This window comes from Neobacillus sp. SuZ13 (assembly GCF_030123365.1).
GTDB lineage: Bacteria > Bacillota > Bacilli > Bacillales > Cytobacillaceae > Neobacillus.
This window is the reverse complement of sequence record NZ_CP126107.1, coordinates 5,404,492-5,417,670: the sequence shown is the minus strand read 5'-3', so window position 1 is coordinate 5,417,670 and position 13,179 is coordinate 5,404,492. Positions and strand designations below refer to the sequence as shown.

The 13,179-nt window shown below is 40.9% G+C and carries 10 protein-coding genes; 9 read left to right on the top strand and 1 reads right to left on the bottom strand.

The window, feature by feature from the left end; all coding sequences use genetic code 11:
- Positions 1-18 precede the first annotated feature (18 nt).
- From QNH17_RS26695 to QNH17_RS26655, 9 genes are all read left to right on the top strand, one after another.
- Entirely contained in the window at positions 19-1,101 is a 1,083-nt protein-coding gene (locus QNH17_RS26695) for an aromatic ring-hydroxylating oxygenase subunit alpha (protein WP_283876332.1), read from the top strand.
- On the top strand, positions 1,094-2,545 hold the full coding sequence (locus QNH17_RS26690) for an aldehyde dehydrogenase family protein (RefSeq protein WP_283876329.1): 1,452 nt from the start codon (positions 1,094-1,096) through the stop codon (positions 2,543-2,545). The genes QNH17_RS26695 and QNH17_RS26690 overlap by 8 nt, the downstream gene beginning before the upstream one ends.
- A gap of 18 nt (positions 2,546-2,563) precedes the next feature.
- Entirely contained in the window at positions 2,564-3,655 is a 1,092-nt protein-coding gene (locus QNH17_RS26685; RefSeq protein WP_283876328.1) for a tartrate dehydrogenase, read from the top strand.
- Positions 3,656-3,883: 228 nt separating this feature from the next.
- A complete protein-coding gene (locus QNH17_RS26680) occupies positions 3,884-4,072 on the top strand; it encodes a DUF3311 domain-containing protein (RefSeq protein ID WP_026564295.1) in 189 nt (62 codons plus the stop codon).
- Positions 4,069-5,535, top strand: coding sequence for a sodium:solute symporter family protein (locus QNH17_RS26675; RefSeq protein ID WP_283876326.1), 1,467 nt, complete (start codon positions 4,069-4,071; stop codon positions 5,533-5,535). The genes QNH17_RS26680 and QNH17_RS26675 overlap by 4 nt, the downstream gene beginning before the upstream one ends.
- A gap of 231 nt (positions 5,536-5,766) precedes the next feature.
- Positions 5,767-6,900: an N-methyl-L-tryptophan oxidase gene (gene solA / locus QNH17_RS26670; protein WP_481858638.1), complete on the top strand. Its 1,134-nt coding sequence runs from the start codon at positions 5,767-5,769 to the stop codon at positions 6,898-6,900.
- A 241-nt stretch (positions 6,901-7,141) separates the two neighbouring features.
- Positions 7,142-8,521: an MFS transporter gene (locus QNH17_RS26665; RefSeq protein WP_283876324.1), complete on the top strand. Its 1,380-nt coding sequence runs from the start codon at positions 7,142-7,144 to the stop codon at positions 8,519-8,521.
- Positions 8,522-8,542: 21 nt separating this feature from the next.
- Positions 8,543-10,102, top strand: a complete 1,560-nt coding sequence (locus tag QNH17_RS26660) for an HAL/PAL/TAL family ammonia-lyase (RefSeq protein ID WP_283876321.1) — start codon at positions 8,543-8,545, stop codon at positions 10,100-10,102.
- 76 nt (positions 10,103-10,178) lie between these two features.
- A complete protein-coding gene (locus tag QNH17_RS26655) occupies positions 10,179-11,375 on the top strand; it encodes a helix-turn-helix domain-containing protein (protein WP_283876320.1) in 1,197 nt (398 codons plus the stop codon).
- Between the two features lie 160 nt (positions 11,376-11,535).
- Here the strand turns inward: QNH17_RS26655 and QNH17_RS26650 are convergent, their stop codons facing one another.
- Entirely contained in the window at positions 11,536-13,131 is a 1,596-nt protein-coding gene (locus QNH17_RS26650) for an S-layer protein (RefSeq protein ID WP_283876317.1), read from the bottom strand.
- Positions 13,132-13,179 lie beyond the last annotated feature (48 nt).

Genomic DNA, 13,179 nt, shown 5'->3' with positions numbered 1-13,179 from the left:
TATGAAGGAGAATGAATTATGGCTTATAACGCAGTAGGAAATGCAACAAATCGAACATTTGAAAGAACATTGACGTATGACAAATACACAGATCCCAAAGTACTTGAAAAAGAAATGGATCTTGTATTCTCTAAATCTTGGCAGCTTGTGGGGCATGTCAGTCAGTTAGAAAAAGTAGGTGCTTTCTTTACGACGGAAGTAGCGAACGAACCGATTATCGTGACTCGCGGCCAGGATGAAGTCATCCGCGCTTTTTATAACGTCTGTCCGCACCGTGCGACAAAGCTTGAAAAAAATGAGTCAGGTAAGAAGAAAATTTTACAATGCGCCTACCATGGTTGGACATTTAAATTAGATGGGCAATTAAACAAAGCACCTAACTTTAAAGGGGAAGATGCAGCTTGTGTAAAAGATGCTTGTTTACGCTCAGTCCGCATGGAAATCTTGGAATCTTTAATCTTTGTCAACTTGGACGATAACGCGAAGCCGCTTAGCGAATCTTACGGCGATTTCTTCGACCGCTTGAGCAAATATCCGTTTTTAAGTGAGTTAAAAAGAACAAACCAAACATCACGGGTGATTAAAGCGAACTGGAAAGCGTTTATTGACAATTATTTAGAGTGCGACCACTGTCATGTCGCCCATCCAAGCTTTGTTGCAGCCCTTGATATGGATGATTATCAAATCATTACATGTGAAAATTATTCACTACAAGGATCCATTGTTAAACCGGATAAAAATTATGGGACAGTCGATTTAAATCAGGCGGAAATGAAAGGTGGATCCTTCTTCTGGCTGTGGCCAAACCTTATGCTGACCATATATCCGGGTCCTGGCAATATGGCGACGATTCAATTGGTGCCGATTGATCATGAAACAACTTTGATTCTTTATACTTATTATTTCCGTGATGAGAATTTGACTCAAGAAGAAAAAGACTTAGTTGCTTTTGCTGAACAAGTTCGCCTGGAAGATGTGGAGCTTGTCGAGTTAGAACAAATCGGTTTCCGCTCCCGTGCATTTAACAAGGGAAGATATTCGTCTTCAGAAAAAGCAATTGTACAATTTCATGAAATGGTATTGGAGGCCCTCAATGAGTAATTTAGCGAATGAAGTAAAACCGACAAAGCAGTTTCTAATGATTAATGGAGAAAAAGTAGAAACCACAAAATATGCTCCTTTATACTCCCCGTATTCCGGAGAAGAGATCGCTCAAATTGCGATGGCGGATAAACACCTGACTGTCCAGGCGATTACTGCGGCATACGAAGCACGCGGAGTGATGGTGAAAATGCCGGCGTATCAGCGTGCGGAGATTTTAGAAAACGTGGTGGCGCTTTTAAAAGAGAAAGCGGCCGAAGCAGCTGAAGTCATTTCTCGTGAATCAGCGAAACCAATCATGTTCGCGAAAGCGGAAGTGGCGAGAACAATTGAAACGTATAAGTTTGCAGCCGAAGAGGCAAAAAGAATCCACGGAGAAACAATTCCATTTGACGCAGCTGCTGGAGGCGTCGGCCGAATTGGTTACACGTTAAGAGAGCCGATTGGGGTCATTGGGGCGATTACCCCTTTCAACTTCCCGATGAACCTTGTTGCTCATAAAGTCGGGCCTGCGATTGCGGCTGGCAATACGATTGTCTTGAAGCCAGCATCGCAGACACCTCTGTCTGCCCTCTTTATCGCGGAAATTTTTGAAGAAGCCGGTCTTCCAGCAGGTGCTTTGAATGTAGTAACAGGTCCCGGCGGCACAGTCGGGGATGCGATTGTCGAAGACGACCGCGTAAGCATGGTTACATTCACAGGCAGTCCGAGCGTCGGCATCGGCATCCGGAACAAGGCAGGCTTGAAAAAGACTACACTTGAACTTGGTTCAAACGCAGCCTTAATTATTGATAAGGATATTGACATCGATTCGATTATTGACCGCTGCATCATGGGCGCTTTCTCTAACCAAGGGCAAGTATGTATTTCCTTGCAGCGTGTGTATGCACATGAAGAAGTATATGAAGAATTTGTTTCGAAATTCACTGAAGCTGCGAAGAAGCTGAAAATCGGTGATCCGCTTGATCCGGATACGTATATTTCAGCTTTAATCTCTAGAGGGGAAGCGGAACGTGTACTGGGCTGGATTGAAGAATCGAAAGGCAGCAATGCAACGATAGCAGCGGGCGGCAAACTGCAGGATGGCGTTCTGGAGCCAACGATAATTACCGATGCGGACCATTCATTAAAAATTTCTTGCCAGGAAGCCTTTGCTCCAGTTGTCGTTGTTAACAAAGTACGTTCGGTTGAAGAAGCGATTGAGCAAGTGAATGATTCTCGCTTCGGTTTGCAGGCCGGCATTTATACGAACAATGTGAAAAATGCTTTGTTTGCATCACAGGAATTGCATGTGGGCGGCGTCATTATTAATGACGTGCCGACCTATCGTGTCGACCAAATGCCATACGGTGGTGTAAAAGAAAGTGGGACCGGCCGTGAAGGAATAAAATACGCTGTGGAAGAAATGACTGAATTGAAATTGGTTGTTTGGAACCAGGGCTAAAAAACGAGGGAGATCATTGTGAAGCAGTTTAAAATAGCAGTTATCGCTGGAGATGGCATTGGCCCTGAAGTAATTAATGAAGGGATCAAAGTATTAAAAAAAGTGGCAGAACTTGATTCGGGTTTCCAATTTGATTTCACTTATTTTCCATGGGGATGCGAATTTTACGCAGAAAATGGAAAAATGATGGATGATGATGGTATCGAGCAGCTGAAAGGGTTTGATGCGATATATTTGGGAGCAGTCGGGTTTCCCGGAGTCCCAGACCATATTTCTCTGTGGGATCTATTGTTAAAAATCCGAAAAAGCTTTGATCAGTATGTGAATATTCGGCCTGTAACCCTGTTAAAAGGTGCGCACTTACCGCTTGTCGACGTGAAACGCGAGGAAATCGATATGCTATTCATTCGTGAAAATACTGAAGGTGAATATTCAGGCGCAGGTGACTGGCTGTTTAAAGGGCAGGAACACGAAGTTGTCCTGCAAAACGGTGTTTTTTCCCGTAAAGGCACGGAGCGAATCATTCGATACGCGTTTGAAACGGCGAAAAAAGAAGGCAGGTCGCTGACGAGCATTTCTAAAGCAAATGCCCTTAATTACTCGATGGTTTTTTGGGATCAGATATTTGAAGAAGTGAGCGCAGATTTTCTGGAAGTCAAAACTGCAACTTACCTTGTCGACGCGGCGGCGATGCTTATGATTAAAGATCCAAAACGCTTTGAAGTCGTTGTGACCTCGAACTTGTTCGGTGATATATTAACGGATTTGGGTGCTGCAATCGCTGGAGGGATCGGACTCGCTGCTGGAGCGAATATCAATCCGGAAAGAAACTTTCCTTCGATGTTTGAGCCGATTCACGGATCGGCTCCGGATATAGCTGGACAGCAGATTGCCAATCCGCTTGCCGCTATTTGGTCCGCAAGCCAAATGCTCGACTTTTTCGGCTATGAAGCATACGGAAAACTCGTGTTGGATGCAATCGAACAACTTTTGGTAGAAAATGAGGTTTTGACACCGGATATGAATGGCATTTCTTCTACAGCCGATGTAGGAAACCGTGTCGTTGAACTGATTAAGTCTTTCGTTGATTCCCAACAGGTGAAAAGTTGATAGACTGATAGATTCATCTACGGTATTATGTATTGCATAAAAGGTCTCAAACGGCCTTTTATGTAATCCTCATTATATTTTTGTTTTTAAAATGTAAAGCGTTTTCAAATTTGATGCTAAAATCACTTGTTTTTTAATAGTCTATAATCTACTCTATTAGAATTCGGAATAAGCAAAGAGTATAAAGTCTGAAAATTCATACTAATATCCATGAGGGGGAATTTCTAAGTGAAAGTTTTAATTTGGATCCTTGCAATAATTCCTATCATTGGTGCGTTCACGGTTGTAAACCGGATCGAGCCTTATATATTTGGGTTACCCTTCATTGTTTTTTGGGCGACTGCCTGGCTAGTTTTAACTTCAGTATTTTTATTGATTACTAATATTTTATTAGATAGACAGGAGGAAACTAAATGATCAGCTCTATCATCATTCTCATAGGTACTTTTCTTCTGGCTTTCTATTTAGGGATTCGTGCCCGCAAAGGACAACAACTCGAAGAATGGGCCGTCGGTGGCCGTAATTTTGGTCCAATCGTCATGTTTGTGTTAATGGCCGGTGAAATTTTTACAACCTATGTATTTCTCGGAGGAACAGGAGGAACCTACCGAATGGGAGGTCCCATCATTTATATCTTTAACGCCTTCTGTTATATTGTGCCGTTCTGGATTTTGCCTCCGATTTGGCGTTATGCCAAAAAGCATCGAGTGATTACTCAATCGGACTTTTTTGCAAAGAAGTATGACAGTAAACCACTTGGGTTATTAGTCGCTATTGTCGGGGTCGTTTCAATGATTCCTTATATCGTTTTACAGTTAAAAGGTCTTAAAATCATTGTGTCAGAGGCTTCCTATGGCGCAATTTCACCGAATTTAGCTGTATGTATTGGGGTAGTTGCCGTCACGATTTTTGTGTCATTGTCCGGTATTCATGGTTCAGCCTCAACAGCCATATTAAAAGACATTCTCCTTCTCGGTGTTATTCTATTTTTAGGTTTCTATTTACCGTATCATTATTATGGCGGCATTAAGCCGATGTTTGAAACATTGGATGCGGCAAAGCCGGAGTTCTTATTAATGCCTGACGAAGGCTTAAGTATATCCTGGTATATTTCAACCTGTTTAACGATCGGATTAGGACAATATATGTGGCCTCAATGTTTCGGTGCCAGTTTATCATCGAAAAATGAAAGAACATTGCGACAGAACGCAGCAATTTTGCCTCTGTACCAAATTATATTGGTATTCATTTTATTCATTGGCTTCACGGCACTTTTACAAATTCCAAATTTACAAGGCGCAGATACAGATTTATCTCTCTTTAAAATCGCTAAAGCAACATTCGACCCTTGGGTGGTTGGAGTCATAGGAGCCGCCGGTATCTTAACCGCATTGGTCCCGTGTTCAATGTTATTACTAACGGCAGCGACGATTTTAACGAAAAACATTTATAAATCGATTAAACCGAATACCACCGACGAGCAAATTGGACGCTACACGCGGATGTGTGTCCCAATCGTGGCTCTAATCGCCTTATTTTTCACTTTTTTCGGAGGAAACAGTATTATTGCCTTACTGATTATGGCTTACAGCTTTGTGTTGCAACTATTCCCACCACTGTTTTTAAGTTTATGGAAGAAAAACCCCGTTACTAAAGCAGGTGCAGCAGCAGGGATTATATCCGGTGTCATCATGGTTGCTTATGTGACCCTAACCAGTTCGACTATGGCGACGTTCTTTCCGAAGGCCCCTTCGTTTATAAAAGATCTCGATGTCGGTATCGCGGCCCTTGTCATTAACATTGTTTTCATGTTCGCGGTCAGTTCTATTACTAGAACATCAGTACAAATAGAGAGAGAGATTGATACAAAAGCAGTATAAGTTTAGTTAAAAAAACTAATATAATCTCCAACTAACCTACAAAGGCTTGTTCTTTGTAGGTTTTTTTGAATGTATAGATTTAGAATCAATCAGGAGCAAGAATTGAATAAAAAAGAGCACATTTATACATGACTTAATTTTTAAGGATAGTAAAATCCTCCGATCTAAAAGAATTTTCTGATATTATTATTTCATACTTAAAATAAGAGAATGGAAGGATGCGTGATTCATTTGATGGACCACTATGATGTTGTAATTGTAGGCGCAGGGTCGATGGGCATGGCTGCGGGGTATTACTTATCAAAACGTGGGAAAAGGACCTTATTAATAGATGCTAATGATCCTCCACATAGCTTTGGAAGTCATCATGGAGATACGAGAATCATTCGTCATGCATATGGAGAAGGAAGGCAATATGTTCCGCTTGCGCTTGGGGCCCAAGAATTGTGGCAGGAGTTAGAACAAGAATCAGGAATGGAGTTGTTCTCTCCTACAGGTGTCTTGTGTGTAGGTGCAGAGGGCTCTCCCTTTATCGAAGAGGTAATCAAAAGTGCCAAGGAATTTTCTTTACCACAGGAAGTCCTAACAAGTGATGCGATTAATGATCGCTGGAAAGGCATTTCTCTACCAGAGGGTCTAGTTGGGTGTTTAGAAAAAAAATCTGGGGTGCTTTTTAGTGAAGAATGTATTCGAGCTTATCGCCGGCAAGGTTTAGACAATGGGATGACCTTAGTACCTCATACAAAAGTGGAGAAAATAGAGAAGTTTGCCCAAGGTTCCATCGTACATACAAAACATAAACAATATACGGCTGATTATGTGATTGTCTCTTCGGGAGCATGGACAGGGAAAATCCTTGAGGGAACAGGGGTTGAACTTCCTCTTCAACCGACACGTAAGACCGTCTCCTGGTTTGAATGCGATGAGCGTCTCTATGACTCTAGTCATTTTCCTGCTTTTAGTATGGAAGTATCAAATGAACATTTTTATGGCTTTCCATCTATTAATGGAAGTGGATTAAAGATTGGAAGACATGATGGAGGCGAAATGGTAGAGCCGGATAGTTTCAATCGGGAATATGGAGTGGGTTCATCAGACGAGAATGGGTGTCGAGATTTTATTAAGAAGTACCTGCCTAAAGCCAATGGCCCTCTTATTAAAGGAAAGACATGTCTTTATACACTGACGCCAGATGAACATTTTATCATTGACCGTCACCCTGCATTTTCAAATATCATAATAGCTGCAGGCTTTTCCGGCCATGGCTTTAAATTTTCAAGCGTCATAGGAAAAGTTATTTGTGATCTAGTTACAGAAGGTCAAGCAAATTATGATATCTCGATGTTTGCACTTCAACGATTTTAAAAATATTAAGTCAGAGAGGGAGACTCTTAACGAGATCTCCTTCTTTTTTTGATGGTGAACTCACTTTACAATAGCAATATTGTGCTAATAGTTCGAATGATTATCTAGAGCCTTCTCTATTTCAAAACATTATAATTTAGTTAGCTAAAGTGTAAACGCTTTAAAAAGGATGAAAGGAAGAAAGTTATTTTTTTTGGAAAAATTTTTCAGAAAAATTAAAAAAATTGAAAAGGAGTTTTTTATGAGCAATCAAAAATATTTAATGGATGATGCCCCACTTAATAAATTTCACCTTCGTATTACGGCCCTTACTTTCGGTTCTAACTTTTCGGATGGTTTTGCTTTAGGAATTATTGGAATGGCGCTTTCTTTATTAGGGCCAGAAATGAAACTAGGACCTATTTGGGAAGGTTTAATCGGAAGCTCTGCTTTAATTGGTCTCTTTTTTGGGAGCCTATTTCTAGGAGGATTATCTGATCGGATTGGCAGGCAAAAAATCTACTTAGCAAATTTTCTGATTATAACGATTGCCTCTGCTTTACAGTTTTTTGTACATGACCCATGGACGCTATTCATTTTACGTTTATTAATAGGAATTGCCTTAGGAGGAGACTATGCCGTTGGTTCGACTTTACTAGCTGAGTTTGCGCCTAGAAAGTATCGAGGATTATTGCTTTCTTCTTTAAATGTACTCTGGACTGTCGGGTATGTAGTTTCAAATATCGTCGGTTTTTATTTACAAAAATCAGGGCCGGATTCTTGGCGATGGATGCTTGTGAGTGCTGCTATTCCCGCTTTTATTGTACTAATTTTGCGTATTGGAACTCCCGAATCGCCACTCTGGTTACTTAAAATGGGACGTGCGGAAGAGGCGCGTGCCATCGTAAGAAAATATATTGGCCCCAATGCCATAATGGATGAAACGATTAAAGAAAATTCCAAAACAGCTTTCCGTATGGTCGATCTTTTTAGTAAGCATCTTTGGAAGCGGACAACATTTGGATCTTTATTTTATTTATGTCAGGTTGTTCCGTATTTCGCCATCTATACCTTTCTCCCTACCATATTAAGTAAAATGGGATTTGAAGAAACGTTTAGTGTTGATATGCAGCTGAACCTTTTCCTACTAGTTGGATCCATCGTTGGTGTTTGGTGTACGGAAAAGCTTACACGAAGAGGCTTCACCATTTATACGTTTATCATTCTTACCGTCTCTTTATTTATATTAAGTGTATTACCTAAAGAATCACATACTATAGCAATTATTGTATTTGCAACCTTCACATTTGTGATGTCTGCTGCTTCCAACCTTACGTTAATCTATCCTGCAGAACTTTTCCCTACAGAAATTCGTGGAACAGGCGTCGGCGTTACGACTGCTGTTAGCCGCATTGGTTCTGCAATCGGAACCTTTCTGTTACCTGTAAGTGTTAGTTCATGGGGAATGGGACCATCTATGATTGCGATGAGTGCGATTCTATTGATTGGAACGATTGTCTCAATTGCGTGGGCACCAGAAACCAAGTATCTGTCAATGGGTGAAGTAGATAACCCAGACCTTGAAACGGGGAGCTCTCCAATCATAGATTCTCCGCTTTCAAGTAAAAGAAATTTATCATAAGATTGACAAGAGGTGTTTTAGATGACCAAGAATGAAAACTTACACCCAAAGGACATAAAAGAGGTTATTCTTGGAGATCAGGAACTTTCGATTCATGAGGTGATAGCTGTTGCAAGATATCCAGCTCAGGTTACATTTACAGAAACTTATTGTAACAGGGTGAAAACCTCACGTGAATTAATCGAAAAGTTTTTACAAGAAGAACGCGCGATTTATGGAGTGACGACCGGATTTGGCAGCAATGTAACAAAAGTAATCTCGAAGAACGATGCAGAAATCCTACAACGCAATATTGTTCGATCGCATGCTGTTTCGGTCGGAGATCCGCTGGAAAAGGAAGTGGTTAGAGCTATTCAGTTAATGATCCTAAACCAGTTAGGGCATGGATTTTCAGGAGTCAGTTTAGCGGTTTTAGAATTAATGGCAGAATTATTGAACCGTGACATCTTACCGGTTGTACCTGGTGATGGCTCAGTGGCCTATCTTGCTCCTGAAGCCCACATTGCTTTAGTATTAATGGGTGAAGGGACAGCTTGGTATAATGGAGAACTCCTTTCAGGCTGTGAAGCCTTAGAAAGAGCAGGGCTGGAACCAGTGGTACTAGGCTGCAAAGAAGGACTAGCCCTTTTAAGTGGTACGACTTCAGTTACTGCGTTTGCCGCTCTCGCTTTATACAATGCGATTCAATCTGTGAAGACCGCAGATATTTCGGGGGCTATGTCGTTTGAGTCGTTAAAAGGAACTATAAAAGCATTCGACACTCGCCTTCATTCCTTAAAAAAACATGAGGAACAGAGTAAAACAGCTCGAAATCTAGCAAGAATTCTTCATGGCAGTGAAATTGTTGAACAGTACCAGGATTATCGTTTACAAGATGCACTGAGTCTACGAAGTATTCCACAAGTTCATGGTGCGGTAAAAAAGGTAATGAAAAATGCGTTGGAAAACTTGATGAATGAAATGCAGTCCACTAGTGATAATCCAATCATCTGGCCGGAAGGGAACGATGGAATTGCGTTAATGGGTGGAAACTTCGATAGCTCTTTTGTTGGAATGGATGCAGATTCGATGTGTATCGCGATGGCGAACTTAGCCAAGATAGCGGAACGTCGGATTGATCGCCTAGTGAATTATCATGTAAGCGAACTGCCCAGCTTCTTAGTGGCCAATCCTGGCTTGAATAATGGCTACATGATTCCACAATACACAGCTGCGGGATTATTAAATGAAATCAGAGTTCTTTCACATCCTGCTACCATTGATAATGTCTCGACTTGTGCGAATCAAGAGGATGTGGTGAGTTTTGCCTATTTTGCTGCTAAGAAAGCCTATCAAGTATCCAAGAAGCTTCAATATATTTTAGCGATTGAACTCATGCTAGGCACGCAGGCTTTGGATTTCCACGAATCATTGAGTCCATCACCGGTAACCGGAAAAGTTCATCAGTTTATCCGAGCGAAAGTACCAACAGTAAAAGAGGACCGATTTTTCCATCCTGATATCGAAATCATTTTCCACCACATCCTAGAAGGAGAAATCGTTACATTAGTCGAAGAGTTAATTGGAGAAATAGAATATTGATTGTTTAAGGGGGAAGCCGCTGAAAGCTTCTTCCTTTTCTTTAACTTAGAAGACAGGACGGACGAGGGGAATAATTATGAAGCAAGATTCAAACAGCGCAGCTTTTTCCCATCTTCTACTCTCTGGAACGCTTGTTCATGAAGGGACATTTACAGAATTACAACAAAAATTCGGAATTTCTATTCATCCACATTTAGTAATGGTTATTTCAATCGACCGTTATCCAGATATGGCAAGCGGGAATTCTTTGGAGTGGAAAAAAGAGGTTGGTCAGCAGCTAGTGGGGAAAATTGAGGAAACTGTAAGTATTCCTTTTCTTTGGAATTGGATCGAAGAGGGTGTTCTTGCTCTTCTCTTAGAATTGGAAGAACAGGATTCCGTAAATGTGTTTAATAGAAATATGGTTCATATGGCGAAAGAAATTCAACTTGCTACCAATTGTATTGATCTTTCTGTATCCATAGGTATTGGCAGATATTATCGAGATCCTTATGCGCTGTACCAATCCTTTTTAGAAGCAAGGAAATCGATGTCAGGCCGCTTTTTCCAAGGGAATCAATTAATCTTCCATTACGAAATGAAACGAAATAATGAGGAACCACTAATAAATCCGTTTAATGAAGAAAAGGCAGAATTGCTTGCACTTGTTAAAATTGGAGATATAGAAGGGATTATTCTTAATTTGAAACAACTCATGGAAAAATTAGCAGTCGCTAGTCATTTTAATGAGGATATTTTCAAAACAGAAGTAGTGTCCATCGTCTTATTATTGTCTAAACGGGTGATAGATTCAGGTGCAAATGCAATAACGATCCATTCCAATAATACTAATTTTATTCAAAACTTGTATCATATTATTCGTTACGACAAATGTGTCAAGCAGGTTTGTGAATATGCCGTTTGGCTTACGGAGCAATCAGAAAACACGAATCGAAATGAAGTAACTCCTTTAATTCAACAAGCCATCCGTTATATAAAAGAAAACCATCAGAAGAGTATTTCTCTAAATGAAGTAGCACAATATTGTTGCTTGAGCCGGCATCATTTTAGTCATTTGTTTAAGAAAGAAGTAGGGAGTAGTTTGATTGATTATTTAAATCGAATGAGAATTGACATGTCTTTATCATATTTAGAGATGACAGATTTGCCAATAAGCGAGATTGCAGCAAGAATAGGATTCGATGATGCCAATTATTTTAGCCGCATGTTTAAAAAATATATGGAGTTTAGCCCTTCCGATTATCGTATAGCAAGGAATAGGACAATAAAATAAGAGGGGCTTCCTCCTTTATCAGGATGATGCCCCTCTTTTTGCTATAAGACGTCTACCGAATTCTGAAAAGATAGGATCCAGGCTGGATTTTCACTGCTGCTTAATTCGTGTAACCTGTTTTGCCTGCATGATGTTTTAATCGCATTTAACTAGCAACCAATTATTGTCTGTTCACAGAGTTATGTTTCTCATCATGGACGCTGACAAATACGGGGTTTGAGTAAAACCAAAGATCTTTATAGTTTCGTTTGTTGATTTCGGCAAAACGAGTTTCATTGTCCTCAATATTAGTCATTGGATCGATCAATGGCTCACCATTACTTGTTTCACCAGAGACATTTACTCCTAAATTCGTTCCTCTTAGACGGAAGTATTGGTCCTTACTCACTTTCACTTTATAGGTAATCACATGGTAGCCTTGATTATCCGTTTTCCAGTCTTTGCTTGTAAATCGTTTAATGACTTTAGTCGTATCGTTGGTGTTTTTACTGTATGCAGGTGTGCCTGGTAAGGCTTTTCCTGTTACGTCACCGGAAATAAGATCGACATGATTCACTTGAACCGGGTCGCCATTGTTATTCTTTTCCGGGCTTTTGAATCGGATTGTCAGTTGAACCATTTGTCCCTCTTTTACTGGCAGATTTCCGCCCATTTCTGCTTTGCTGCCTCGGCTTGCTGCATGGAAATCAAGTTCGTTAATTAAGTCTCCAAATACGGAGAAAGATTTCCCTGACTTCATGCCATCAAGAACATCCTGCATCGTGTATCCGTTCACCCACGTATAATTCTTGGAATACTCGCCAGGCCAGTATCCACTAGAGTAAAGGCGATTATTGCTGATTTCGAAATGGGAATCCGAATTGGAAAAGTTCCAGAACCGTCGTCCTTCTCCGAGGAGTGCATCCCAAGTGCCGCCAACCTTCGCAAGCATATAATCAGAACCGCCGTATGTCCGGTTTTCTGGCGTTGTAAGATTTAAGCCGCCTCTGTCGGGCTCCATCTGGTTGCCGGGCATACCTTCAAAACCAAACACGACATCTGGTGCGATATTATTGAAGTCACGGAAATCCGAAATGGTGTACACCCTTTTTCTCGAAGGATGGTTCAAGATGGCATAACTAGTATTCTTGTACTTTTTTTCAAGCCATGTTAAAGCTGTCCGAGCATCCTGAGCTGTTGTGTAGGCTCTTTGCTGCTGTGCTTTCCAGACCGCTGTATCGGCCGGATCAAACATCTTTTCATCCCGGTTTGTAAATAAATACTCAAACTGATTTCCTGCTTTTAAACTTTCCGCTGCTCCTGGGTGGTCTCCCAAAATGCCGATACCGACATGCTCATAAGTAGGCATGTCCCATTCGAATCCTGAAAAGATAATTTTATTTTTATATTTCCCTGCTTCCTGCAGTTGTTTTATCTTTGGAGCCTGATATTGAATGATTCCCTGAGACAGCGGAATGGGACCGCCCGGAATCGGGTTTCCTACATCATCCCGGGAAGACATTCGCAAGTGATCAGAAATGGCCATCCAATCCATCCCATACTTATCAAACGTATTGTCTAGTACTCTTTCAAGCGTCTGAGATCCTTCCGAATCGTCAGATTGAGTGGTATGCGCATGATATTCTCCGCTCAACCACCGGCCGCCTGAATTCCCCTCATTGTTGTCTCTTTTTTCATTAGCATCTACTGACAAACCTTGAGATAAAATTGAAAAGCTGAGCGCCAGGGCGGTTAGTGGTTTCAATTTATGTAACATTTTCTATTCCTCCAAAATAATAATATTTTCCAAACTAATAATAGGAAA

What these genes read in the sequence shown, in the direction of transcription:
- QNH17_RS26650 (WP_283876317.1), bottom strand. Translation starts at nt 13,131, where the DNA reads ATGTTACATAAATTGAAACCACTAACCGCCCTGGCGCTCAGCTTTTCA.
- QNH17_RS26675 (WP_283876326.1), top strand. Translation starts at nt 4,069, where the DNA reads ATGATCAGCTCTATCATCATTCTCATAGGTACTTTTCTTCTGGCTTTC.
- QNH17_RS26655 (WP_283876320.1), top strand. Translation starts at nt 10,179, where the DNA reads ATGAAGCAAGATTCAAACAGCGCAGCTTTTTCCCATCTTCTACTCTCT.
- QNH17_RS26690 (WP_283876329.1), top strand. Translation starts at nt 1,094, where the DNA reads ATGAGTAATTTAGCGAATGAAGTAAAACCGACAAAGCAGTTTCTAATG.
- QNH17_RS26665 (WP_283876324.1), top strand. Translation starts at nt 7,142, where the DNA reads ATGAGCAATCAAAAATATTTAATGGATGATGCCCCACTTAATAAATTT.
- QNH17_RS26695 (WP_283876332.1), top strand. Translation starts at nt 19, where the DNA reads ATGGCTTATAACGCAGTAGGAAATGCAACAAATCGAACATTTGAAAGA.
- QNH17_RS26660 (WP_283876321.1), top strand. Translation starts at nt 8,543, where the DNA reads ATGACCAAGAATGAAAACTTACACCCAAAGGACATAAAAGAGGTTATT.